20 protein-coding genes are annotated in these 24043 nt (G+C 46.1%); 5 read left to right on the plus strand and 15 right to left on the minus strand.

Translation table 11 applies throughout. The features are described 5' to 3' along the window. Positions 1-5: 5 nt before the first annotated feature. From NDI34_RS07705 to NDI34_RS07730, 6 genes are all read right to left on the minus strand, one after another. On the minus strand, positions 6-971 hold the full coding sequence (locus NDI34_RS07705) for a hypothetical protein (protein WP_348232334.1): 966 nt from the start codon (positions 969-971) through the stop codon (positions 6-8). Further along, a complete protein-coding gene (locus tag NDI34_RS07710; protein WP_348232335.1) occupies positions 971-2434 on the minus strand; it encodes an MBOAT family O-acyltransferase in 1464 nt (487 codons plus the stop codon). Before NDI34_RS07710 ends, NDI34_RS07705 begins: the two co-directional genes overlap by 1 nt. A gap of 187 nt (positions 2435-2621) precedes the next feature. Then, positions 2622-3074 carry an acyl carrier protein gene (locus NDI34_RS07715; protein WP_348232336.1) on the minus strand — a complete coding sequence of 151 codons (453 nt, stop codon included), beginning with the start codon at positions 3072-3074 and terminating at the stop codon, positions 2622-2624. Continuing rightward, entirely contained in the window at positions 3043-4851 is a 1809-nt protein-coding gene (locus NDI34_RS07720; protein WP_348232337.1) for an acyl-CoA dehydrogenase family protein, read from the minus strand. Before NDI34_RS07720 ends, NDI34_RS07715 begins: the two co-directional genes overlap by 32 nt. A 77-nt stretch (positions 4852-4928) precedes the next feature. Further along, positions 4929-6773, minus strand: coding sequence for a fatty acyl-AMP ligase (locus tag NDI34_RS07725; RefSeq protein ID WP_348232338.1), 1845 nt, complete (start codon positions 6771-6773; stop codon positions 4929-4931). Between the two features lie 744 nt (positions 6774-7517). Next, complete coding sequence (locus NDI34_RS07730; RefSeq protein ID WP_190415486.1) at positions 7518-7757, minus strand: hypothetical protein; 240 nt, start codon at positions 7755-7757, stop codon at positions 7518-7520. Between the two features lie 187 nt (positions 7758-7944). Here NDI34_RS07730 and NDI34_RS07735 point away from each other — a divergent pair, with 187 nt between their 5' ends. Then, entirely contained in the window at positions 7945-8703 is a 759-nt protein-coding gene (locus NDI34_RS07735) for a 4'-phosphopantetheinyl transferase superfamily protein (protein ID WP_348232339.1), read from the plus strand. A 69-nt stretch (positions 8704-8772) separates the two neighbouring features. Here the strand turns inward: NDI34_RS07735 and NDI34_RS07740 are convergent, their stop codons facing one another. The 3 genes from NDI34_RS07740 to NDI34_RS07750 form a co-directional block, all read right to left on the minus strand. Further along, positions 8773-9747 (minus strand): cysteine synthase A, encoded by a 975-nt coding sequence (locus NDI34_RS07740; RefSeq protein ID WP_190532328.1) that lies wholly within the window; start codon positions 9745-9747, stop codon positions 8773-8775. Between the two features lie 64 nt (positions 9748-9811). Next, the gene (locus tag NDI34_RS07745) at positions 9812-10396 is read right to left on the minus strand and encodes a Uma2 family endonuclease (RefSeq protein WP_190525707.1); all 585 of its coding nucleotides are present in this window, start codon (positions 10394-10396) and stop codon (positions 9812-9814) included. A 174-nt stretch (positions 10397-10570) separates the two neighbouring features. Beyond that, positions 10571-11209, minus strand: coding sequence for a peroxiredoxin (locus NDI34_RS07750; protein ID WP_190415478.1), 639 nt, complete (start codon positions 11207-11209; stop codon positions 10571-10573). Between the two features lie 242 nt (positions 11210-11451). On the opposite strand from NDI34_RS07750, the gene psbU reads away from it, so the two are divergent. Then, on the plus strand, positions 11452-11886 hold the full coding sequence (gene psbU, locus NDI34_RS07755; RefSeq protein ID WP_190415476.1) for a photosystem II complex extrinsic protein PsbU: 435 nt from the start codon (positions 11452-11454) through the stop codon (positions 11884-11886). A gap of 225 nt (positions 11887-12111) precedes the next feature. Then, a complete protein-coding gene (nadB, locus tag NDI34_RS07760; protein WP_348232340.1) occupies positions 12112-13884 on the plus strand; it encodes an L-aspartate oxidase in 1773 nt (590 codons plus the stop codon). Positions 13885-13956: 72 nt separating this feature from the next. Here the strand turns inward: nadB and NDI34_RS07765 are convergent, their stop codons facing one another. The 6 genes from NDI34_RS07765 to NDI34_RS07790 form a co-directional block, all read right to left on the minus strand. After that, positions 13957-14298 (minus strand): hypothetical protein, encoded by a 342-nt coding sequence (locus tag NDI34_RS07765; protein WP_190440968.1) that lies wholly within the window; start codon positions 14296-14298, stop codon positions 13957-13959. A 644-nt stretch (positions 14299-14942) separates the two neighbouring features. After that, the gene (locus NDI34_RS07770) at positions 14943-15104 is read right to left on the minus strand and encodes a hypothetical protein (RefSeq protein WP_348232341.1); all 162 of its coding nucleotides are present in this window, start codon (positions 15102-15104) and stop codon (positions 14943-14945) included. A gap of 116 nt (positions 15105-15220) precedes the next feature. Next, positions 15221-15445 (minus strand): hypothetical protein, encoded by a 225-nt coding sequence (locus NDI34_RS07775; RefSeq protein ID WP_190415469.1) that lies wholly within the window; start codon positions 15443-15445, stop codon positions 15221-15223. Positions 15446-16851: 1406 nt separating this feature from the next. Beyond that, positions 16852-17733 carry a hypothetical protein gene (locus NDI34_RS07780; RefSeq protein ID WP_190415465.1) on the minus strand — a complete coding sequence of 294 codons (882 nt, stop codon included), beginning with the start codon at positions 17731-17733 and terminating at the stop codon, positions 16852-16854. Positions 17734-17783: 50 nt separating this feature from the next. Beyond that, positions 17784-18386: a DUF1517 domain-containing protein gene (locus tag NDI34_RS07785; RefSeq protein ID WP_190525704.1), complete on the minus strand. Its 603-nt coding sequence runs from the start codon at positions 18384-18386 to the stop codon at positions 17784-17786. A gap of 105 nt (positions 18387-18491) precedes the next feature. Beyond that, positions 18492-22235: a PAS domain S-box protein gene (locus NDI34_RS07790; protein WP_348232342.1), complete on the minus strand. Its 3744-nt coding sequence runs from the start codon at positions 22233-22235 to the stop codon at positions 18492-18494. Between the two features lie 150 nt (positions 22236-22385). Here NDI34_RS07790 and NDI34_RS07795 point away from each other — a divergent pair, with 150 nt between their 5' ends. Together NDI34_RS07795 and NDI34_RS07800 are read left to right on the plus strand one after the other, a co-directional pair. Then, positions 22386-23063 (plus strand): response regulator transcription factor, encoded by a 678-nt coding sequence (locus NDI34_RS07795; protein ID WP_190415460.1) that lies wholly within the window; start codon positions 22386-22388, stop codon positions 23061-23063. Between the two features lie 512 nt (positions 23064-23575). Continuing rightward, positions 23576-24019: a hypothetical protein gene (locus NDI34_RS07800; RefSeq protein ID WP_348232343.1), complete on the plus strand. Its 444-nt coding sequence runs from the start codon at positions 23576-23578 to the stop codon at positions 24017-24019. The last annotated feature ends 24 nt before the right edge of the window (positions 24020-24043 follow it).

Consider the following 24043-nt stretch of genomic DNA (forward strand, 5'->3'; position numbering starts at 1 on the left):
ATTCGCTATTGCGGCACTTTGGTCGTGGAGTTGGGCGCTGTCAGTTGCTGAGCGATCGCTGGTTTTAGCTGTTGAACCAGCTCCATTGCCCGGATTGTTCTGGCTTCCGGCTTCAGGTGATAGTGGGTATCAGCGAACAAGCTAGAGTCACTCTTCAGGTTCAACGAGTCTTTTTCGTAGATCAAAGGAGCGATTTTGCTCAGTTCCTCAGCCGTCTTTTTAACGTTACGAATCGTCTTCTCATCGCTGCTGTTCGCATAGACCCACGGCAATGACAGAACTAAAGTTGCTCCCTTTGCCTCGACTTCTTCACGGAATTTAGCGATCCGCTGAAGCGCGTGTTTGGATACGGGTTCTTGAAATGTCATCTGCCACCAGTTCCCAGCGCGTTCTTTCGTTACGGTAGGGTCGCCACGTTCGTCAACCGGATCGGAGTAGTAGCCAGTCATTTTTCCTTTTTCAATCACCTCCAAGCTCGACTTAGTAATTCCTCTAAGAGTCGGAACCCCTAGCATCATTGCGTCTAGAGCCAACTGTTTGGGAGGGATTCCTCCCAAACCGGGCTGTCCAATTGCCATCCCAAACGAACCAGAGCGATCGCCCAACCCATCCTCATCCAACAGCAGCAGGTACTCTGGAATCAGAAGCACAATGTCGCCCCGGCGAACTTGACTCAAAACGCTCGGAAGGATGACATCTAAACCAATTGGGCCATCTAACCCCATGTTGAATACGGGAATGCCGAGTTCTTGCTCCATTAGCTTGGTATTCAACGTGTAGTGCGCTCCAGAACCACCCGTTATCAGGAGGCGGTGGGGTGCTTCAATTTGGCTTGCCAGCGCTACCTTTCGTTCGTACATAGCACGCAGCCAGCTCAGTTCTCCACCGTAGCGCACGTTGTAAAGGTACCCAACAGACCAGGCTAAGCCAGCGATCGCTATCCAACTAGCAAGCTTTAGAGGTTTCCACATTAGAACTCGAAGTAAATAAATTTAGAAGGGGTATTTGCAGCTAGCAAGATGGTCAAACCTAACAGAACGCGAGTTACCCAAGGGGATAACAGCAAATCATATTCATTCGTCCGTTTTTGCCAAACTGCGAGGTGTTCCAAGAACAATTCCGCCGTTGTGAGAAAGAGGATCAAAACTAAGACCGCACCCTCATTCGCACTAAAGGAACTCATTGCCGCTCCCAAATTTGAGAACGAGTACGCCCAAGGCGTCACCAGTGTTTGCAGCTTCTGTCCCAGACGAGTCATATCTGACTCCATGAAGAATAGACAGCCCAGCATCACCGAACCAAACGTTAGCGCCCACGATAAGAACTGAGGCATGAATAAACGTTCGCCAACAAAGCGGTAAAAAGGGCGACCCGCATATCGCAGAACTAGCAGTAACAAGCCATGATAAGCACCCCAAATGATGAAATTCCAAGCAGCTCCGTGCCAAAAGCCTGAGAGCGTAAACGTGACGAACAGATAGAAGGCAGCCCACTGCTTCTTTGCCCCCATCAGGGGGAGGAAAACGTAGTCTCTAAACCAGGTACTTAGCGTTACGTGCCAACGACGCCAAAATTCTTGGATGCTTGGTGAAGTGTAAGGGGCGATGAAGTTAAGCGTTAGCTGAACGCCTACAAATTTAGCTAAACCTAGTGCGATGAAACTATATCCAGCAAAATCAAAGTAAATCCTCAGAGTGAACAAGTAGATAGATAGCCACACCAGCCAGACATTTCCTGTTTCTTGCAAGTTGATGTACGGCGACAAGTTATCTGCCAGTACCAACTTCATAAACAAGCCCAAAGACAGCCACTTGAGACCGTCCTCAAAGTTTTCTGCGGAGAACTTAAAGCGGAATGATTCAATTTGAGGAAACAGGTCAGCTCGGCGCTCAATCGGGCCAGCGACGACTTGCGGGAAGAAGGAAACAAAGTTGATGTAATCAACAACTCCAATTGGCTGCTTATTTTTGCTTCTGAATGAATCCACTACAAAAGCAACCATCTGGAAGGTGTAAAACGAAATCCCTGGAGGAATTGCACCTGCACCAGGAATGCCGCCTCTCTGCTGCCAACTCGCAGCAACTCCCCCCACAAATAGTCCTAGAACATCTTCCACAAAGAAGTTCACGTATTTGAAGTAGGCAAGGATGGCGACGTCGATTCCGATCACCACGGCTGCGATCGCTTGCGACTCCCAACCTCGACGGCGCAACATCAGCCGCACCATCACGTAGTTAAAGATAATCTCAAAGGCGAAGATGATAAAGCTGGAGCGCGACGCATTCACAAACAGCATCAGCGACAGCGCCATCAACCCGATGCTATCCAAGTAATCTCGCCAAATGTTCAGGTACTTGCCTATATAGCGAACCGTGAAGAAGGGAACGCCGATCAGAAGAAGTACCCACCAGAAGGAGAAATCAGAGAAATTCAATTGACTGTTTCCTCCCTATTTTTTAGGGTTTAAAAGTTATTATCTTAGTGAGTATTTAGCGATTGGTAATTAGTCATCAAGAATGGGTTATCTTTCCTTGTCCGAAGTTGAAGATTTACAGTCACCACAACAGCGATAAAATCTTTAACCAATTCCCAATTCCCAATTACCAACCAGATATCTTACTCTAGCTGCCGCTAATTCGGTTCCACAGGCCGCCCCAGCCAGAAGACTTGGAAGATGCCTCTACTTTTTCAGTTTTATCGTCACTAGCATCCTTGACATTGCTAGACGCAACTGGAGACACTGCCGCTGAGACATCAAACTCTTTAACCAAGTATTCAGCAGATTTTTCAATAGTTGGATAATCCCACAGCAGAGTAGAAGGAAGCTCGCATCCTAGCCAATCTTCTAAATCGCCAACCAAGGTGACAGCATCGATGGAATCCAGACCGTAGCGCGTCAAAGGTTCGCGGACATCAATGGTTTTTGCATTGAGTGAAAGTTGCTTAGAAAGCTTGGTAACTAGCCAAGTTTGAATCGCTTCAGCCGGGGAGTTTTCAACAATCATATTGTCGTCTTGTAAATGGTTTTTGGTTAAATCTTCATTAGGCTTGGAGCTGGAGTTCTGAAGCTGCATGGGTTTTCTCCTCTGGTGATTGAGCTTGGGCTAGTTGGAGGGGGACAATCGAAAACATCTTGTTTTCTCGGTCAAGCTTGAGAAGTTCTTGGGCAACATTCTCGATGTAAATGCTAGGAATGATACCTGATGAAGGTCGAAAAGTCATCAGGAGTCTGTTCAGACAAATTGCCAACCATTCACCTTTGGCAAAAAAGTCACCCAAGACTTTTCGGTTGTAAATCCACATATGTACGCAAGCTGCGGCTGCGTGCAATGTGCAGTACTTCTTAGCTAGTTCAAATAACTCAGGAGACTGATCGTGTCCGAATTCAAAACCTGAGCTTGCCAAGAATTCATCCTGTGCGTCGAGTTCTTCAAGGACCGCGCTTGTCAGTGTTATCAGCTTCTGCAACACTTCAGCATCGACGCTGGAATCTGTCTTTAAGTCATACAAGTGTTCTAGAGAGATTTCCAGACCTTGTAAAACGTCATCGCATCCCCGACTGAACAGCTCAAATTTTGCCCGTTCGCACGGTGGTAGCGGTGCTTCTAGAGAAAACCGGGTTTCCAGACGCGATCGCAATCCCTCATAAGTGGCAGCATTTCTTTTCGCCCGGTATTTCGCTATCTGACGAAGCTGTAAAATCAGCGCGTGCAAGTTAACAACCGTACTGCCATCAAACACGCTAATAATGGCATTATCTCGGACAACTTTTTGGAAAATTCCCTCATCGTGACCTTCGCGCAAATAGAAACGTGCCCCTAGAATTACGGAAAGGTTTTGAACTAACTTTTCAACCGTTACAGGCACAAAATATTTCACGAAGATAGACGAAACGCTAGATTGCTCCGGCGCGACATGAAAACTTCTTGCTCCCGCAATCGTGACACAATCGCAGACCAAAATATCTAAGAAAGCGTCTACTAAAGTAGTCCGGGGGTGAGGAATATCGAAAACTGTTTTGCCGTATAATTTCCGTCCTAGAGAAAACTTCAGCACCGTTCTCAGGGCTGTATCCGCCGATCCTAAAGAAAAGGCTGCACACAACGTCCGGGTTAGATGAAAGCCTTTCAGGCCCAATTCTAAACCCGCTCCTTCTTGCCCCAGACGCATTTCTTCAGGTACAAAGCAATTATCAAAACGGATTCCGCTCATATCAGAACCGCGAATTCCCAAAGTCTTGATCTTAGGAAGATTGGAATAACCCGCTGGATCAATTTCACTTTTATCAACAACAAACAGCGACAAGCTACGTGCCCCGCCACTGTCATCTGTTTTGGCAAGCACAACTGAAATTCCAGAAATTGTCGCTCGGTTAATTGGCCATTTTTCCCCATTCAGCAGATAACCACCGGGAACCTTAGTTGCCTGCACATCACTAGCAACTAGGTCGCTTCCGTGTGCCCTTTCTGAATAAGCAAGACACATGGCACCATGTTTATCTTTAATAAACTTTGCCAGCTTTTGTTTCTGTTCGTGGGTGCCTGCCATCCAAACTAAACCAGACCAGAAAAGCGTGCTAAAAGTTATCGATGTCGTTAGGTCACGTCTGGACAAAACTCTAACAAAAGCGACGAATTCTTCATAAGATTTCAGCTCTCCACCGTATTCCACGGGGATGTGGTAGTGATGAAGATTCCAGTTATAAAGCCATTCAACGTCTTTTTCTGGAAATTCTTCGCGCTCGTCCAGCTCCATGACGCTTTTGAAAGACATCACGCTTTCCGGCTGTGTGGGATCGCCTAAGTCCTTTTCGAGCGCTTCAGCGACCCAGTACTGTTTTAGTTGATGCATTGAATTCTCCGTGTAATGGGTAATGGCTTATCGGTGTGGGTAATCGCAAGCAATTCGCAATTCCCAATTCCCAATCGCTATTTAGGAGTTTGCACTTTCTGCAACAGGGATTCTACTTCTCCCTTGAGACTTTGAAACTTTGCCGTGGCTTGAGGATTTTCGCTCCAATCCGCGACGACATCTAGACTTCCTGCTAAGAAAGCTGCTCGACAACCCTGACGTTGAATCTTGCCGCTGGAAGTTTTCAGGATACTTCCCGGCTTCACCAATACCACAGCATAAACCTGTAGCTCGTGCTGTTCCGATACCACCTGACGGATGGCTCCCATGACCTCATTGGTGTCTAGATTCTGGGTATGACGCTCGACTTCCTGGACAATTACCAGTCGCTCCTCGCCATTCACCATCACTGAAAAGGCTGCGCCATGTTCGGGTCGAAGCGCTGCATGGCTTTCTTGCACCGTCCATTCAATATCTTGAGGATAGTGATTGGTGCCTCGGATGATAATTAAATCTTTGATGCGCCCCGTGATAAATAGCTCGCCATCTTTTAAGAATCCCAAATCGCCGGTACGTAGAAATGGCCCTTCATTTGTGTCTGCGATGCGTGCCCGGAAGGTGCGTTCCGATTCTTCGGGTCGCTGCCAGTAGCCGTGAGCCACGCTAGGATCGGACACCCAAATCTCGCCGACTTCATCAGCGGCACATCGAGTAAATTTCTCTGGATGCACGATCGCTATCTTGGTGTCGCAAACTTTAGTCCCGCATCCAACAACTGTTCGTACAATATCTTGATCTTTGGAGGCTGGAACGATGCGATTTTTTTCTAGTGCTGCCGGCTCGAGATTGCACAAAACGGGTGTTGCGGTTTGTGCAGAGAAGGATACTAATAGAGTTGCCTCAGCCAATCCGTAGGCAGGACAAAAGGCATTCCATTGAAACCCGGACGGTGCAAAAGTTTCGTAGAAACTTTCCATGACTTGGGGGTTGATTGGCTCGGCAGCATTACCTGCTGCACGCCAACTACTCAAGTCCAGGGTGGCGCGTTGTTCTGGTGTAATCCTACGCACGCATTGATCGTAGGCAAAGTTAGGGCCTTGGCTATGAGTCACTTTGTAACGCGAAATCGCTTGGAGCCAGTGGAATGGGCGTTTGATAAAGGCGAAGGGCGACATCACGTAGCAGGGGATACCGTTGTAGAGAGGTTGGATGAGTCCTTCAACCAGTCCGTAATCGTGGAAGTAAGGCATCCAGGCCACAGTTACGCTGTCCGGGGTGTAGCCACAGGCTTTTTGGAGGTTCGCTGAGTGGAACATTACGTTACTGTGGCTGAGCATCACACCTTTAGGAGTGGAAGTGGAGCCTGAGGTGTACTGGAGATAGGCCAGCATATCGCTGGTTACGGCTGGATCTTGCCAGGTTTCAGCCAGAGACAGGTCTACCTGCTCGGTGTCAATCCAGCTCATTGCCTGAAATTCCGGAATTTTCTCGTCGTACTCTTCAACGAGAGAAAGAATGCCAGAGGTGGTTAGCACCAATGAAGCTTGGGCATCTTTCGCGATCGCTTGCAGTCTGGGCAAGGTTCGCTTCAATCGCCCCGCTTCCGGTGGGGGTACGGGAATGGCAATTGTCCCGGCATATAAGCAACCGCAAAAAGCGGCAATAACCTCTAGACCTTGTGGATAAAGCAGTAGTGCCCGCTCTCCTCTGGCATTATGCTGTTGTAGCAAGGCAGCGATCGCTCTTGCTTGGCGATCGAGCTGAGCATAAGTGAGCTGGGAACCTTCTTTCTTGCCATCAATCAGAAAAGTATAAGCTACCTTTTCCGGCTGCTGGAGTGCCCTCCACCGCAGCAGTTCAACCAGGGTAGAAAAATTTTGAGCTGTAGAAGAATCAATATCGCTTGGTGTAACGGTGTTCATAAGTACTAATGGAAACTTACTAGCTTTATTGAGAAGTGGTCGCGGCACCAGAAAATTGACATATCAAGGTTAAGAACTACAATTCATCTTCTTTATTGTTTTTGTTCAGATTTTAAAAAAGCTTCTAGCTTGAACAATCCGGCAAGGTACAGACAGTGGTCTTGAGTAAAAAAATCAACCTTTCGGTAGTTTTTCAATTTTGGTCTGATGTCTATCTTTAAGACTAGTAATTCTACGAATCTTTACTAAAAAAATATATTTTAAACTCCCGACTAAATACGGCAAATAACTTATCCTACATTGCTTTTCTTGATATGGCACCTAAAAAGTTTTATAAAGATTTTGTAAAGTTATTTCATTGTTAAGTCCGATTAATCTGTCATCTAAATTACAAATATGAAAACTTCTTGCACAAGCTGGTTTCCGAAAGACGCGACTACCAGCAAAGTTAAATTGCTTTGCTGGTAAGCATTACAGCTTGGAAGATGGCAAAAAGATTTGAAGTCCTTTCGTAGTAAGAAGCCGGAAGGCTATGCTGAAGTAATTTTCTGAAATCTATACTCAGCCAAATTTATTGACCATGTGTGGGATTAGCTATAAGCAGTTATATAAATTCTTGTATATGTGTGTCAAGGTTTGTAACTAATTTAGTATGAGTGTTGTTTTTTACAAAAAAGAGAGACAGCTATACTGAAGAAACGGCAATTTCGGAGTAACTAGTTTTCTCAAAGAATAAGGGATAGGCTACTTCCCGAAAAATCTACCAGTAGCGCCGTTAGCGTATGGCTTCTCTCCGCCCCACGAGCAAGGAGAAGTACCCGGTAAAGCCAAGCGATGCCAATCTAAGCGCTCAGGTGCGTTCTGATGGGTAGAAAGTATAATGCAGAGGCAGAGGGTGCAGTAAGAGAGCCAGACTTCTTTAGCAGCGCGATCGCGAACCGCGTCTCCTAACTCACGGGCGGGACCAATGCACAAGAGAGACATGAAGCAGAGTTAAGCGAACTGTATTAGATCGAGTCCGAGAAAATGCTTAAGAGTTTTTGTCGGCTTGTTCGGGTTCAGTGATGATGACACGCTAAAACAGAAGCTTTCCTTCGGTAATTCTCCGGAATCAAAATGGTGCAATGTTGGAGCTTAGATAAACACAGGCTCAGATTGATGGCTCAAACTGATGACTGATATTGATTCTATGTGGCGTCCTCCACCAACCGACTTAGCGCTATCGAGCAATGATGTCCATGTCTGGCGTGCTTCCCTCGACCAATCGGCATTTCACGTTCAGCATCTGCAACAAATCCTTTCTGAAGATGAGCAAATAAGAGCTGCACGTTTCCACTTTGAGCGGGACAGGAAGCGTTTCATCATTGGGCGAGGTCTGCTCAGGACAATTTTGGGTTGCTATTTAGAAATCAACCCACTCGAGGTGCAATTTTGCTATGGCTCCCGTGGCAAGCCAGCATTAGCTGGAACGCACGCAGAAAGTAACCTTCGGTTTAATTTATCTCACTCTCAAGATATCTGCCTGTATGCAGTAACACGCGATCGCCAGATCGGTGTCGATGTTGAATACATTCGTTCCGTTGCCGAAGTTGAAACGATCGCTAAACGCTTCTTTTCGGCGCGAGAAAATGCCGTTTTGCGTGCCTTGCCTGCACCTCAGAAGCAGCAAGCATTTTTAAACGCCTGGACTCGCAAAGAAGCTTATCTAAAAGCAATTGGAGAAGGGCTGGCTCGACCTCTGGATCAAATTGAGGTAACGCTGGCTCCAGGGGAACCAGCGATGCTGCTAAGCATTGAAGGCGATCGCATTGAAAGCGAGCGCTGGTCACTCCAAGAATTGAAACCGGAACTCGACTACGTAGCCGCTCTTGCTGTGGAAGGAACTGGCACTTGCACCCGCTGCTGGCAATGGGATGCTAGCAATGGTTAGATAAAAACGACTAAATGCTGAGGGTAGGGAGGCGGTGAGAATTTTCACCGCCTCCCCTTTGCTTCCTTTCTAATCGGGTGAAAGTCCCTTCGATTCTAGCCATTCCCGATTAAACAGCCGTGACTGATAACGAGCGCCGCTATCGCAGAGGATGGTCACAATCGTATGACCTGGCCCCATCTGCTTGGCGAGTTCTACGGCTGCTCCTACATTGATTCCTGTGGAGCCACCCAGAAACAGTCCTTCCTCTCTTAAAAGTCTGTAGACAACCCGTACCGCTTCGGTGTCATCAATTTGGATAGCATCGTCTATCGGTACACCTTCCATATTGGCGGTGACGCGGCTATTGCCAATCCCTTCTGTGATTGAGTTGCCCTCACTCTTCGTTTCACCCGTCTTGATATAACTGTAGAGGGCGCTGCCCATCGGGTCTGCTAAGACGGTTTTAACAGCAGGATTTTTTTCTTTCAGGTACATCGCTACACCCGCTAAGGTGCCGCCAGTCCCCGTGGCTGTAACCCAAGCATTAACTTTACCGTCCGTTTGTTCCCAGATTTCTTTTGCGGTAGTTTCGTAGTGCGCTTGTCGATTGGCTAAATTATCAAATTGATTCGCCCAAATCGTGTTTTCCATCTCAGACGCAATTTTGCCGGAGAGCCTGACATAGTTGTTGGGGTTGCTGTAAGGTACAGCTGGAACGGGACGAACTTCTGCGCCCAGCGTCCTCAAAGCATCCATCTTTTCCTGAGACTGGGTATCTGGGATGATAATCAGGCATTTGTAGCCCTTGGCGTTGCAAATATGAGCTAAACCGATGCCGGTGTTCCCGGCGGTTCCCTCAACGACTGTACCGCCAGGTTTGAGCAAACCTTTTTTTTCGGCGTCTTCAATGATATAAAGTGCTGCCCGGTCTTTCACAGAACCCCCTGGATTGAGAAATTCTGCTTTTCCCAGAATTTCACAACCTGTTTCATCGCTGAAGTTGTTTAAGCGGATGAGCGGTGTGTTGCCAACTGTCTCTACAAAACCCTTTTTGATATCCATTCTGAAATTACCTAAGTTCTTCCCTATAAAAATTTTGGCGTATCGCGGTAGTCCGACTCGACTTTTACCAAACTTTAGTCATATTGAGGGAAAATCCAGGCAAAACGCGATCGCCACTTACCGTGTCGGGATTGTCTAGACATTCCACTTCTTGACTGGGACGATAGATATAAACTTTGCGGTTTTTTCGGTCAATCAACCAGCCTAGCTGGAATCCTGCCTCGCTCATGTATTCGAGCATTTTTTCTTGCAAAGGCTTTAAGTTGTCCGAAGCTGACCTCAGTTCAATCACAAAATCAGGGCAAATAGGGGCAAACTTTTGCTGTTGTTCTGGGGATAAAGCATTCCATCGTTCCAGTTTTATCCATGAAGCATCAGGCGACCTTTCTGCACCTGTTGATAGAATAAATCCCGTGCTAGAAGAAAAAGTTATCCCTGTGCCGTCTTGTTCTGACCATAACCAGAGCTGCCCGAATATATTACCTTCTCGGTTTCCTGTCTCTGAACCAGTTGGGGGCATGATGACGATTTCTCCAGTTTTATTCCGTTCAATGCGTAAGTTGCGGTTAATTTGACAGAACTCAAAAAACTGTTCGTCTGTCATTGGCATTGATGGCGGAATTCGCACAACTAGGGGAGAAGAAAGCATTCTGGATTTCCTCGATTCAGTTAGAGTGGGCAACGCCTACTCCAAAATTTTACTGTTGGCTCACTCAAACCAATGAAAATAGCCTGACGGACGATTAGCTTTCGACCCATCAGGCTATGGTTAATTATCTAGTGAGCGATCGCTGTGCGCGATCGCTCACTTACCCACTCAAAACTATTTGTCCGGTTGGGGAGTCATCCGCAGGTAAGGCTTGATTTCCGTGTAACCTTTAGGAAATTTCTCTTTTAACACTTCCGGATCTTTTAACGAAGGAACGATTACACAATCGTCTCCCTCTTTCCAGTTAACTGGAGTGGCTACGCTATAGTGATCCGTCAGTTGCAGCGAATCGATTACCCGCAGCAATTCATCGAAGTTACGTCCGGTGCTGGGGGGGTAGGTGAAGGTGAGACGCAGTTTCTTCTGCGGATCGATGACGAAGACCGATCTAACCGTTACGGTGTTGGCGGCGTTGGGGTGGATCATGTCGTAAAGGTCAGAGACCTTCTTATCCGGATCTGCCAGAATTGGGTAGTTAAGACCAACACTCTGAGTTTCTTCGATATCACCGACCCAACCTTTGTGGGAGTCAACATCATCGACGCTAAGTGCGATCGCCTTCACGTTGCGCTTGTCAAATTCTGGCTTGAGACGAGCGACTTCGCCAAGTTCTGTGGTGCAAACGGGCGTAAAGTCTGCGGGGTGAGAAAATAGCACTACCCAGCTATCGCCAGCCCACTCATAAAAGTTGATTTGACCGTGTGTAGAATCCTGAGTGAAGTCGGGTACTTGGTCGCCTAATCTAAGAACCATATCGGATTTCCTGTGAACTACCTTGAGGAACGATCTTCTATATTGCCACAAAACCCCAGTTTCCCGGTCGGAGTTTAGCTCTTTATTAAGATTTGGGAAAATTAACCAACTTCCAATTGTTCCAGAGTTGAGGTGGAGTGGGTACCGAGAGGTAATAAGATGAGAGGATAGAAAACAAAAATTAAACTAATAGTTGAGGACATGGTACCCTCAATCATGCTGTGTCAGGAGGATTTAAGTTTATGAAACGATTGGTTCGTCTGCTGACAGTGTTGGCTATGTTGGTGAGCTGCTTAGGATGGATGGGGCTGCCCAAAAGCGCTATTGCAGCCGATTTGACGGGTGTAGCACTGCACTCTTCATCAGTGTTGGCAGCAGTCGAGGCACCCCTCCGGAATCGGGCGGATGATAAGCTAGCCACCGAGTTCGGGAAAAAGATTGACTTGAACAACACCAATGTGCGAGCGTTTCGGCAATATCCAGGGCTGTACCCCACTCTGGCTCGCAAAGTTGTCGATAATGCACCTTACAAGAAAGTAGAAGATGTCCTGCAAATTCCAGGCCTAAGTGACGGTCAAAAAGAACGGCTTCAAGCGAACCTGGATAATTTCACGGTGACGGAAATAGAATCAAGCTTCGTGGAAGGTGGCGATCGCTATAACAACGGTTACTACTAAAGTGCTGAGTGCTATAGCCCTTTGAGCATAGACGTAGCGATTTGCTAATCGTGCTGAGTCGTGACTATCAAGGAAAAGATTTCGCAAGCCGGGTGAGCTAAACTCACCTTACACTCGGAATCTAGACCATAACAAGAACATTCGCCCCTAACGACTCATTTTCACCACCCACTCCTCAATGGAGTGGGTTATTTATTATGAGTGGAAGTATTAAGGAACTTATCATTGAACTCTATAAGCTCAGAATCTTTACCCCAGCAGGAAATACCTATCCACTTTGATGTCTTAGTAGTAGGCGCTGGTGCAGCCGGACTTTATGCAGCGCTTTGCCTGCCAGACTCGTATCAAGTTGGTTTGATTACAAAGGATACTCTGCCCCTTTCTGCCAGCGACTGGGCGCAAGGCGGCATCGCAGCTGCAATTGACCCGACAGACTCATCTTTGCTGCACATTGAGGACACAATGCGGGCAGGGGCGGGTTTGTGTGACAAAGAAGCCGTACAGTTTCTTGTAGAGGAGGCTGCATCCTGCATTGATTCGCTAGTGGATATGGGCGTTGCCTTTGACCGCAAAGGAACCTATCTCGCTTTGACCTTAGAGGCGGCTCATTCTCGTCCCCGCGTGCTTCATGCTGCCGATACGACGGGTCGCGCAATGGTGAGTACCTTAACCGAACAAGTGCTGCGTCGTCAGAATATCCAGATTATCTCTCAAGCATTTGCCCTAAGTCTGTGGCTCAATCCTGAAACTGGTGAGTGCCAGGGAATTTGCCTGGTTTACCAAAATCAGATTAGCTGGATAAGGGCGGGTGCGGTGGTGCTGGCGACAGGCGGCGGAGGTCAAGTATTTGCTCAAACGACAAATCCATCGGTCAGTACGGGAGATGGGGTAGCGATCGCGTGGCGTGCTGGGGCTATCCTGCGAGACTTAGAATTTGTCCAATTTCACCCTACAGCCCTCACCAAGCCGGGTGCGCCTCGTTTTTTGATTAGCGAAGCAGTCCGGGGGGAAGGCGCTCATCTGGTCGATTCCCAAGGACGACGATTTGCCTTTGATTACCATCCAGCGGGTGAACTCGCACCGAGAGATGTTGTCAGTCGAGCGATTTTTAGCCACTTGCAGCAAATCGCAGCCGACCCTGCCACAGGTCACGTTTTCTTAGATTTGCGCCCAATTCCCGAAGAAAAGATTCGCCACCGTTTCCCTAACATTATCCAGGTGTGTCAGCGGTGGGGAATTGATGTCTTTCACGAGCCAATTCCGGTTGCGCCAGCGGCTCATTACTGGATGGGAGGCGTCGCCAGCGATTTAATGAATCGCACCTCGATTCCCGGTTTATATGCGATTGGGGAAACAGCTAGTACTGGCGTTCACGGTGCCAATCGTCTCGCCAGTAATTCGCTACTGGAATGTTTGGTGTTTGGTGCCCAACTGGCTCATTTAGAAAGCAGTCAGAAGCAAGAAGGAAAGGCTCGAAAGGATCAAACAGCAACGATACAGGATGAAACAACACAAGAAAAACCAGACAGTGGAAGAAGGGGAGAAAATTCCCCTTTGACTCCTTCTCATCCCTCATCCTTCACCTGCGATTCGACCGAACGGGACAAAATTGAAGCTTTACGGCAAGAGTTACCGCGCTTAGTGTGGCAAAGTGCTGGAATTTGTCGCTCGCAAGAGGTTTTAGAGAATGCGATCGCTCAAATCGAAGTTTGGCAACAAGAATTTGCTGCTCTGTCTCTAAGTGAGTACCTGATGAATTTAATCCCCGGCCAGCGTGCTAGTTTCGACTTACCCGATGCCGACCAACAACTGCGAACTTGGGGAGAAACTCACAACTTACTAGATGTAGCGTATCTAATTCTCAAAAGTGCTGCTTTTCGCACAGAGAGTCGAGGCGGACACTACCGAACTGACTTCTCTCAAACCTCGCCAAGCTGGCAAGTTCACACCTTAGTTCAACATCAGCATTGGTGGAAATCTCCCCCTCTGCAAAACTAAACAGTTCTAAGAAAGAACAAACTTCTTTATCCTTGCCTTTTAACGTTTACTTGACCTTTACCTTTGCCTGGTTCAGCGCGTTCCTGCACCAGTACCATCGCCAGCAGGAGGGCCGTTATCTTTCGGTTGAAATGCTTTCCCTTCCCCGCCAGATTTTAGTAAATTCTGGGTCTCAGCAGCACTCCAGAAGCTGTTTGACGGGCTGTTGTTGGGAAGAGTGGGGTCGATTCTGGCAGACACCATCTGGGGGCTGAATAGTTGCAACCCAATCAGTAAAGTTGCTGTTCCTGTGAATCGAAAGTAATTACTCATAACACCCGTTACAGTTCCTAGACTTTTGGGAGTGCCACTTTTGGGAGTGCCAGTAATATCAGTATATCCACTGAAAACCTCAGTAGCCAGTACCTTTATCAAATCTTTTTCTTTACGTTCTCTTTATAAAAACTTGAGCTTCTACAAAGAATTTGTAAAGTTAGAATCCGTAGTAAGGTACGCTAAACAAAGCTGTGGAAGTTGTTCGAGTAATTTTCTGACAATAGCAGGCGTTTCTGTGTAGTGGTCAACTAAACGTTTATTTGTAAGTTTAGTATTCAGTATTTTCAACGATAGATCTGGCAATGAATCCGGAAAATTTTCATAAGCTTAATATTTCGTATTTTTATTTTCTCGAAAAAGTTATTATCAAATCAAAAATGATTTAGGCTCTTCCTTTGGTATTAATTGCTAAAAGTTTGATTGAAGCTTTCAAGACAGGTGTTCTACCTTTCACTTTTGGAGACTATATATTAGATATCCCCAGTCTTGTTTTAAAGGGGGACAATAGATGTCTCCATTGCAGACATGAAGTAAAATCGTCAGGACTTACGCATCTGTCACAAGCAATGGCGCGGCTATGCGTGCCGAGCGCCAAACAACTAGAGGACAAACATGGTTCTATCCTCAGCTCATGACGTATCCCAAAAAAGTAGGCGGATTCACACCAAACTCTATTAAGTGAATTATCAAGGCGAAAAGCACAAGGCAGCACTGGTAAAGACTGTGTTTAAGAAAGGGCAGTTTCAGCGCTGGGTGTAGAGGTTCCAGCGATCGCGCCTTTTCACGCTTAGGTTGGCAGGGCAAACTGGGATATACCTACCAAAGCAAATAAACTCTTGAGAGTCGATGAGTTTATCCGAAGAACCTGTAAACGATAGCTGCTGTTCAAAATGGCAGCAGTTCATCAGATGTTTCAGTTAGAGGTTCAGTATCAGCGTTACCAAATCCAGCTCTAACAACCTAGATCGAGACTGGATTGGAGTTCGCTGTACAGGAAAGCGCAGCATAAATTATTGTCTTTTTACCTAAATTTGCTCTGATTTGGCACAGAAACCCGTCTAGTAATCGTTAAGACAAACATCAACACCAAAAGCTGGACTTGCCAAGGCAAAAAGAGCAAACATAGAATCAAACTGACAGATGCTGCTGATGCAGCAAGCATGGCAACTTCATCGTGAGAATTCTCAAAGATGACGAAGGCTGATGCTATCGAGATTGCTAAAGGGATTAAAAAAAGCAAGGACATATCCAAAACCTCTTGAAATCGAATATGCAGGCTACCTGTTGTCAAGTTGCCCTGTTTAGGGTCATTCCATCAAGCTATTACCATGTTTCCCTCCTCACCTCCTTTACACATCACCCTAATGGGTAAACTTTTCTTAGGAAAAATACAGGGGATCGTCTGAGGGATTAGTATAGATCGAATTTAAATTTTACGCCCTAAGTCGCCGTCAATTTATAAAAACAAATTTAAATAAGAACGATAACGGCTATCAAATATAGCATTGTTGCGACCAAAACTACTGATACTATTTTGGGCGAATTTCGTTTAAGTAGCAGCTACGCTGGAGAAATTCAACTAACTATAGCAATCCTATTTGAGTTGTGGAATGCCAGCCCTTCAGCTTCTCAACTTCTCTAAGAAGCCGGGGAGCAAGGCTTCATGAATCCTTGAGGACTGCTATAGGTAGCAGGGATAGGAAGGAGGGGAGTTTTTTCAGTCAATCAGGCGAGAAAGCTCAATCTGCACGCACTGCTTGAGAGATAAGCGATTTGGGTAGACAAAGTACAGATCAAGTAAATACAAAGCTAACAGAAGCGATCGCTTAGTGTGTCTCTCAGTCTCTCTTGACGTCTAGGCTGTACGTAGGTTTCAAGGTATTGCTTTATCTGGATTGACTGCAAGCATCCTTCAACCCCTTTGATAAGGACTCTCGGCTAATCGCTCCCCCAAAATGTAAAGTTTTGTAACAACTTTTTTAACGGTGAGGGGTGTGACCCCTCAGTGGGGTATATTGAATTTAGTAGATGCACCCTGATGATCGACGCCCTCAAGTTTTTGTTGGGCGTTTTTTGTTTTTGGGGGAGTAGCGATCGCGCAGGCTATGGGCGGCTACTCGGTTCTTTGAAGCTGGTAGAAGCAGCTTCTGGTTAGTAATGTCATTTTGTTGTGCAAATCGTCTGCAACAGTTCCTTAACCCCTGCAACGGGCGCGCCGCTACGCTACCTACCAAGGTGGGTAAAGAGGAAGCCCTGATGTAGCCGCTAATAAAGTGAAGGGGGATAACGCGCGACAGCCAGAACGTTTGGCTCTTTGAGAAGCGATTGAGAAGTTTTATAACAATCTTTTATTAGGGGTGGGGGGTGTGACCCCTCAGTGAGGTATATTGAATTTAGTAGATGCACCCTGATGATCGACGCCCTCAAGTTTTTGTTGGGCGTTTTTTGTTTGACTTAATACTCGTAACCGCAAGTTAATTTCCCTCCCCGCTTGCGGGGAGGGGTTCCAGGAAGTTCAGCCCCAGAGTCTTCTCAAACGGCGAAAAGCAATAAGATACAGCTTGTAAAAATTTCTTTTGACTCTGTAAGCGCAAGGCAATGTGCGCTTACAGAGCTAGCTAGGAGAATAGGCGTTACCCACGCTCGCGATAATTAGCGGCGTCTGCCACCAGAACCAAACGATCCCCGACTACGACTGGGACGCGATCGCGATCCGCTGCCAAAACTGGGACTTCTATTCGCGCGGCTGGGAGTCGATCCGTTAGAGCGACGCAGCGTACTGGAACCATAACCCGATCCAGTAGAACGGTTTCCGCTTTGCGGGACTCGACGAATGCTGGTCGGTTGACTGGATGAAGGCGATCTTAAGCGCCCAGTTGTCCGCAAGGTTTGACGATTTCTAACAGCAGGTGGCGGTGCTTGGTAGCGGGTTTGGTATTGCTGAACCGCTTGACTATAAGTGTTGCCGTATCCGCCGTAACCTCTCATAATTCCGCCCGGTTGATACACTGGCGGCATATAGTAACGCGGCGTAAACAACAAACTGCCTACGGCTTGACCTGCCAATGCTCCTGCAAAAGGTGCCCAGAAGCTTGACTGCTGACGCACGACCACGGTCTGGGGTTGACCTGTTTGAGGGTCGGGTCGCGTTTCAGTGACGTTGTGAACGTATTCAATTTTGAAGTCTTCTGGAATGTGCAGAGATGCCTGACCGTTAGCTGCTTTCACATAACCCTTCTGACCAGACTTAATTTCTTCGTCTGTCAGACGTGCCATTTGCAAATCTGTAGAGCGATAAACGGCGGGCGTGCCCGGAGGGGTATTGAGCAACATGAGGGTGTATTCCCCATCGGCATCATTGTAGGTTGCCTGCTGGACTGGATATTGTCCATCAGGCAAACGACTTTGAGTGGTCGTTGTCTTAAAGTCCCGATTCTGAGATGGGGCTTGGGTTGTGGTTGAGGGACTACCACAAGCTACCGTTGTGAAGCACAACGTCAGGGACATGAAAAGAATGGTCAATCTACGTAACATAAACGGATGAATAATTTTGATGAGGAAGCTATTAGCCATTAAAGGGGAATCTAAAGAGGAATCAGTTCTGGAAAATTCAGCAACAATTGATCGTTTGTGAGTTCATCACCCAACTGCGCTGGAGAAAAGTGAACTTGTATTGCTCGCAGCCTTTCCTGATAGTGCAGATTAACCAAGGCTTTTAGACCTTCTTTAAGCGCACTAAGATTGGCGAGATCGCCTTCGAGTACGGGAAGTTCCCCCTCATAAGCCACCGTAATCATCACAATCAAGTTGCGAGTGACTGGCAATGACAAGGGTTCATTTCCGTGAGAAGGTTGGCTGAAGTCTGGTTCGCTCAAATAGCGCTCAGCAGAGTCTGTGAACAATTCATTCACATAGTCTCCAGCTTCACCTTCATTCCAGAAAACGTCGCCTTCATTCGCTGCGGATTGCCAGTAAGTATCGTACTGTAAGAGGTTCTGACAAATTTCAACCAGTCCTTCGCCCAAAATTTGCAGATCCCCGTCAGCTTCGACGGCTTCTCTAGCAGCACGATTTAGAACTCCCAACAGAGGCGCAACCTCTGCACCTGCTAGATGGACAAACAAACGACAGACTACGAAGCGGCTTTTGCCACTGATTTGATTGAAGCGATCGCGCCAAGAAGTCATGACTTATCTTGCTACCAAATGCCAATCTTAGTCAATTGAGCTACTTTTTTACTTTACTCGGTGGGTGCGATCGCAGCCGTCTACCCTCAGAATGGTTTGACTGCTCTAGCTGGGCTGGAGACTTCCTGACCTTACAGGGTTGTATAAAGGCAATGTCACAGTGCAAGTGGTTCCCATCCCGACTTCACTCTTTACTGTAATTGTACCGCCGTGTAAGTCCACACACTTCTTAGTCACGGTTAGTCCTAATCCCGAACCAGCGACATTTCCAACATTTTCCCCTCGATAGAACGGCTCAAATAGATGAAGTTGGTCTGCTGGCGGAATACCAATGCCTTTATCCCTAATTTGCAGAGTTGCCTCTTGGCGATCGCAAACGAGGGAAAAATGAATATGACTGCCTTGGGGGGAGTATCTAATCGCATTGGAAAGTAAATTGGTAACAATCGAGCGTAGAAGTTTTTCATCGATTGCTGAGTTTGGGCTATCTCCTTGGCTGACAAATATTATTGAATTCTTACTACCTGCAATTAACCGCATTTCTTCAGTTAAGTAGTAGCAAAGCTTTTTGATATCAATAGACGCAGGATTAAATTCTAGTTTTCCAGCTTCTGCTCTATTGATTATTAGAATATCTTCTAATAGCTGAACCATGTGTTTGGCACTGGCTTGAATTCGAGAAATATTTTTCAATAATTTCTCTTTTGACCATCGCTCGAAGGAATGTTCTAAGGATTGCGAAGAGAGTAAAATCGTGCTGATTGGAGTGCGAAATTCATGGGAAACCATTGAAAAAAAGCGCATCTGAAGCTGACTGAGTTCTTTTTCTCTTTCTAGCGCCAGATGAATTTCTTCCGCTTTTTTAACATCGGTGATGTCTACTCCTGTACCTAGGATTTGTTCGGGTCTACCGTCAGCAGTTCTTGTAAAGACAACCTCACTGATATGAAACCAACGCCATTCACCCGTGGCGTTTTTCATCCGGTATTCTTTTTCGATTACTTGATCTTCTGTAGTAGTGGCAAACTCTTTGCTAAATTCCTCGATCTTAGCGAAATCTTCTGGGTGTAAAAAATCTGATAAAATCCGCGATCCGATTGCTTGAATTTCTGCCTGGGTGCATTGAAAAAAGTCTTCCGTTCGACGATTGGCATAAACATTACAATCTTGGATTATGTCATAAATGTAGAGCCAATTAGGAGTTGTATCGGCAATTTTCTGAATGAAACGTTGGCTTTCCTTCAGCGCTTCCTCGTTAGCTTTGCGCTCGGTAATGTCGATGCAGGTGCCAATGTAACCCGCAAAATCTCCTTCTGGGGTAAACCGGGGAACTCCTTTATCTACAATCCAACCGTATTCGCCATCAGCCTTTCTCAATCGATATTCTATACAAAAGGACATTCGGGAATTGAAAGCGGATAAGTAGCTATCTAAACAATGCTGAATATCTTCAGAATGCACGCCTTCCAACCAACTATTCCCAATTTCTTGTTCTAGAGTCCGTCCGGTAAAGTTTAGCCAAGTCTGGTTGAAAAACGTACAAAGTGCGTCTGGATCGGACATCCAGATCATAACGGGGGCGCTATCAGCCATCATGCGGAAGCGAGCCTCGCTTTCCCGTAGCGCTGCCTCCGCTTGCTTACGCACGGTGATGTCGCGTAACACTGATAGATTTCGCCCAGGAAGAAAATTAGCTCTAGCCGCATACTCAACTTCTCGCACGGTTCCATCTGGATGAAGGAGGCGCAATTCTCCGGTTGCCAGCCCTTGTTTTTGGAAGCTGTGCCACGCCTGTTCAAAATCGAAACTAGGCTCCAGAAAGTCTGCAATCCGCTTTCCCAAAAGTTCTGAAAGTTGCAGCCCCAGTAGTTGGCAGGCGGCTGGATTCGCCTCCACATAAGCGCCCTCGTCATCTGTAATTAATATCACTTCGAGTGCGCCCTCGAAGATTGCTCGCAGTTGTTCTTCCCTAGTACGGACGTCGGTAATATCCATCGCTGAGCCGGTAATGCCAATAACTTCCCCGGTTGGATTCCGCAACGGCTCTACGGTTAAATCGTAGTGGCGAACTTTCCCATTGAGTGCAATACACGTCTGTTTGCGCGTTCCAATTCCGCTTTCCAGCACTGGGCGCTTAATCGCTACCAGCTGTTGGGCATCTTCAGGCGAAAAGACTTCGGTTTCTAATTTTCCTAGTAAAACTTCGTCAACAACCCTTGAGGTGGGATGATGTACCCAGGTGTAGCGTAAATCGGTGTCTTGATTAAAGACAACGATGGGTGAATTTTTGAGCGCAATCCGAAAGCGTTCCTCACTAATTCTCAGTGCTTCTTCAGCAGCTTTGCGATCGCTAATATCGGTGGAAATGCCACCAATTGCGTAGGGAATCCCTTCAGTGTTATGAATGAGAAACTTGAGCGATAAGTAAGTGCGGATACCGTCGGGGCAAGGAATGAGTTCTTCAAACTCAAAGGAACTTCCAGATTCAAGCACTCTCTTGTCGTTTGATACCAATCTATCTGCGATTTCCTTGGGAAATATATCGTAATCGTTTTTGCCGAGAACTTGCTTTCTAGTGAGGTGCAATAAATTTTCAAACTGGCGATTGACTAGAATGTGTCGGCAAGAAGTGTCTTTAAGGTAGATAATTGCTTGGGAGTTATCTAGAATTGCCTGGAGCCGTTGTTCGCTCTCTCGGAGAGCGAATTCTGCTTGTTGGCGTAGCGTAGCGTGCCGCAGGCGATCGCTGATATCGCGAGCAAAAAAACTAGCGTACTCCTTGCCCTTAAACTGCAAGTAATTGCCTGTCACCTCAATCGGGAATATCCTGCCATCTTTGCTACGATGATGCGACTCCAGGGAGAGAGAGCCGCGTTGCTTGATCGCTTGCCAAATATCTGGACAGACTGCTGGGGGAATGTCCGGATTTACGTCAGATAGGCTCATCGAGAGTAATTCTTCTCGTGAATAACCGATGGAATGACAAAGGGCATCGTTTACATAGACAAACTGCCCTTCCGGATTTATCCAAGCGATCGCATATACCGCCCGATCGACACAAAATTGGGTTAGATGTAACGCTTCTTCGGCTCGCTTGCGCTCGATAATTTCAGCCAGCAGCAATTCATTCGTACTAACGATTTCTGCGGTTCGTTCCCGAACTCTGATTTCTAGTTCCTCATTAACCTTTCTGAGTGCTTCCTCTGCGCGTTGACGCTTTGCATTTTCGCTATACAGAAGCAAGTAAACCCAGCATAAAAGCAAAAAAACCGAGCCTGTGCCAAGATAATGCATCAGGATTGTATTTTGAGCGCTGGTTGATACTGCTAGCGATCGCTGCTGTAAAAATGCTCGCTCATCATTCTGCATCTGCTGAATCAACTGGCGAATCTCACCCTGACGCTTTTGCTCCTCTTCAATCAGGGCAATCTGACCCGCCGCATCTTCATCATTGTTTTGCCGCAAGGAAACTAACTTTTCGACTACAGGGAGTTCTTTTGTCACTAAAGACTCAAGCACATTCAACTTTGTCTGTTGCAGGGAGTTATCGCCCGTCAACTTTCGGAGCTTTTGAATTTTCGAGCCAATTTCCGGACTAGCCGCGGGAGCGGTGTTTAGCCAAGTTTCGTCGCCCCTTAGGATATCGTTGCGTTCCTTTGCTTGAATATCTTTTAGCGTAGAAAGCATCTCATCAAGGTTCTGCACAACTTCTTCAGTGTGCTGTATCCATTCATGGCATTCGATCGGTTGAGTCATGCTCCAATACGAAGCTGTACTTGTTGCACCGAGTAGCAACAATGCCAACCCTAAACCGCTGATAATCATTGTTTTTTTAATAGGCCACTTCATCGCATTGTTTTCTTGCTAAGGTTACTGTTTATCCTGCGTTAATCGTCCGAATGATAGATGATATTCTATGAATAGGGCAGTTTAGCCAATTAGAGACTTTATCAATCATCTTTATTTCCCGTTTTTTATCAACTAAAAGCAATTTATGCAATGAGAATCCTTCTAATAGAAGATGATTTGCGTCTTGCAGAAGCTTTAGTAGAAGCTCTTACCGATCAAACTTATGTGGTTGATGTGGTGACAGATGGGGAAGCTGCTTGGGATCAAGTCCAAACCGTTACGTATGACTTAATTTTGCTAGATGTAATGCTGCCTAAGCTAGATGGCATAAGCCTTTGCCGTCGATTGCGCTCTCATGACTACAACCAGCCAATCCTCATGATCACTGCCCGCGACACTAGCGCAGATAAAGTCACCGGCTTAGATGCTGGAGCGGATGATTATATTGTTAAACCGATCGATCTGCCAGAGTTATTAGCCCGGATACGCGCTTTGTTGCGTCGAGGGAGTTCCTCAGCGTCTCCAGTGCTAGAGTGGGGCAGCTTGAGCTTTAACCCTAGTACCTATGAAGTTAGCTATGCTGAGCAATCTTTGCACTTAACCCGCAAGGAATATTCTTTATTGGAGCTATTCCTCCGCAATGGTCGGCGGGTACTCAGCCGCAGTAGCATCATTGAACACGTATGGTCTCTTGAGGAACCGCCAGAGGAGGAGACTGTTAAAGCCCATATTAAAAGCCTACGGCAGAAACTCAGAGCAGTAGGCGCACCGCCCGATTTGATTGAGACAATTCACGGTATTGGGTATCGCCTTAAACAGCTATCTTAATTTGATGCTTTGTAAACAGCAGCAAAATATTATTTGCAAAAGTTTACTGTTTTTTTCATTTCTTCTCGATTTCTTCCCGATTTCTCCTCTATTTTTTTACATTTGAGACGTAATCTTAGATTCAAAACAGGCTAGAGTCTGTTTCCCAATCTGACGACCTCCTTTTAATGCAGGCTGGGTTAGTCGGCATACGCTAGAAGCGATTAATCCAGTATGCTCTCTTTGCGCTAGTAGATAGAACTGATATTAATCCAATAGAAGCTGAGTTTCCTGTTAATATTCATGCCTTGAGTTTACAAAGCAGCCGATGTTAACAAAAACCTCTAAGCAAGATACCCGTAAACTTTATGGCTGGGGGAAATTATTACCTATTAGTCAGCCTATAAGTACTATTTTTGTCTCTTCATTTGCAAAGAAAGTAATTAAATTTCATCTGTGTTTTTACGTGAAAACTTCATAAATGAAATAAGAGAAAATCTCCAGTTTTAAAATTTGCTTCGGGCAAGACGTTGATGTTTTTAAAAGTAAAAATAATAGATATAAATCAGAAAATCAACCAGACAAAATCAGAATGTTATTCGATAAAAAGTGAGGTTAAAATGGCTAATCGAACCATCAATTTAACAATGTTATGGGTTGCCGATGAAATTGCTCAAATCTTAGACAATGAACAAGAGTATTGTGAATACGGAGCTTTTTTAAATTCTAGATTATATAAAGAATTAATGACTTATACCCTGAGTCGAGTTCCTAACGTATACGCTGCGATCGAGGATGGCCAAAAAATTTCAGAGAAATGTAATCGCCGTTACTGCTCTGGAGAAAGAAAGCTGCACATAGAAACAGTAATTCGCCAAGGAATTTTTGAGATTCTTCAAAGGAAGAGAGATTGGATTAAACATCAACTTCCTAGCTCGTCTGAGCAGAGTTTTTCCCCATCTACTTGGTTTACCTAATTTGCAAAGGTTTAAAATGAAGAA

It is taken from the genome of Trichocoleus sp. DQ-U1, assembly GCF_039961925.1.
Lineage (GTDB): Bacteria > Cyanobacteriota > Cyanobacteriia > Cyanobacteriales > FACHB-T130 > FACHB-T130.

What these genes read in the sequence shown, in the direction of transcription:
- NDI34_RS07735 (WP_348232339.1), top strand. Translation starts at nt 7,945, where the DNA reads ATGACTGATATTGATTCTATGTGGCGTCCTCCACCAACCGACTTAGCG.
- NDI34_RS07750 (WP_190415478.1), bottom strand. Translation starts at nt 11,209, where the DNA reads ATGGTTCTTAGATTAGGCGACCAAGTACCCGACTTCACTCAGGATTCT.
- NDI34_RS07795 (WP_190415460.1), top strand. Translation starts at nt 22,386, where the DNA reads ATGAGAATCCTTCTAATAGAAGATGATTTGCGTCTTGCAGAAGCTTTA.
- NDI34_RS07770 (WP_348232341.1), bottom strand. Translation starts at nt 15,104, where the DNA reads ATGAACTGCTGCCATTTTGAACAGCAGCTATCGTTTACAGGTTCTTCG.
- NDI34_RS07745 (WP_190525707.1), bottom strand. Translation starts at nt 10,396, where the DNA reads ATGCTTTCTTCTCCCCTAGTTGTGCGAATTCCGCCATCAATGCCAATG.
- NDI34_RS07790 (WP_348232342.1), bottom strand. Translation starts at nt 22,235, where the DNA reads ATGAAGTGGCCTATTAAAAAAACAATGATTATCAGCGGTTTAGGGTTG.
- NDI34_RS07730 (WP_190415486.1), bottom strand. Translation starts at nt 7,757, where the DNA reads ATGTCTCTCTTGTGCATTGGTCCCGCCCGTGAGTTAGGAGACGCGGTT.
- NDI34_RS07705 (WP_348232334.1), bottom strand. Translation starts at nt 971, where the DNA reads ATGTGGAAACCTCTAAAGCTTGCTAGTTGGATAGCGATCGCTGGCTTA.
- psbU (WP_190415476.1), top strand. Translation starts at nt 11,452, where the DNA reads ATGAAACGATTGGTTCGTCTGCTGACAGTGTTGGCTATGTTGGTGAGC.
- NDI34_RS07725 (WP_348232338.1), bottom strand. Translation starts at nt 6,773, where the DNA reads ATGAACACCGTTACACCAAGCGATATTGATTCTTCTACAGCTCAAAAT.
- NDI34_RS07785 (WP_190525704.1), bottom strand. Translation starts at nt 18,386, where the DNA reads ATGACTTCTTGGCGCGATCGCTTCAATCAAATCAGTGGCAAAAGCCGC.
- NDI34_RS07740 (WP_190532328.1), bottom strand. Translation starts at nt 9,747, where the DNA reads ATGGATATCAAAAAGGGTTTTGTAGAGACAGTTGGCAACACACCGCTC.
- NDI34_RS07800 (WP_348232343.1), top strand. Translation starts at nt 23,576, where the DNA reads ATGTTTTTAAAAGTAAAAATAATAGATATAAATCAGAAAATCAACCAG.
- NDI34_RS07715 (WP_348232336.1), bottom strand. Translation starts at nt 3,074, where the DNA reads ATGCAGCTTCAGAACTCCAGCTCCAAGCCTAATGAAGATTTAACCAAA.
- NDI34_RS07720 (WP_348232337.1), bottom strand. Translation starts at nt 4,851, where the DNA reads ATGCATCAACTAAAACAGTACTGGGTCGCTGAAGCGCTCGAAAAGGAC.
- NDI34_RS07775 (WP_190415469.1), bottom strand. Translation starts at nt 15,445, where the DNA reads ATGTCCTTGCTTTTTTTAATCCCTTTAGCAATCTCGATAGCATCAGCC.
- NDI34_RS07780 (WP_190415465.1), bottom strand. Translation starts at nt 17,733, where the DNA reads ATGTTACGTAGATTGACCATTCTTTTCATGTCCCTGACGTTGTGCTTC.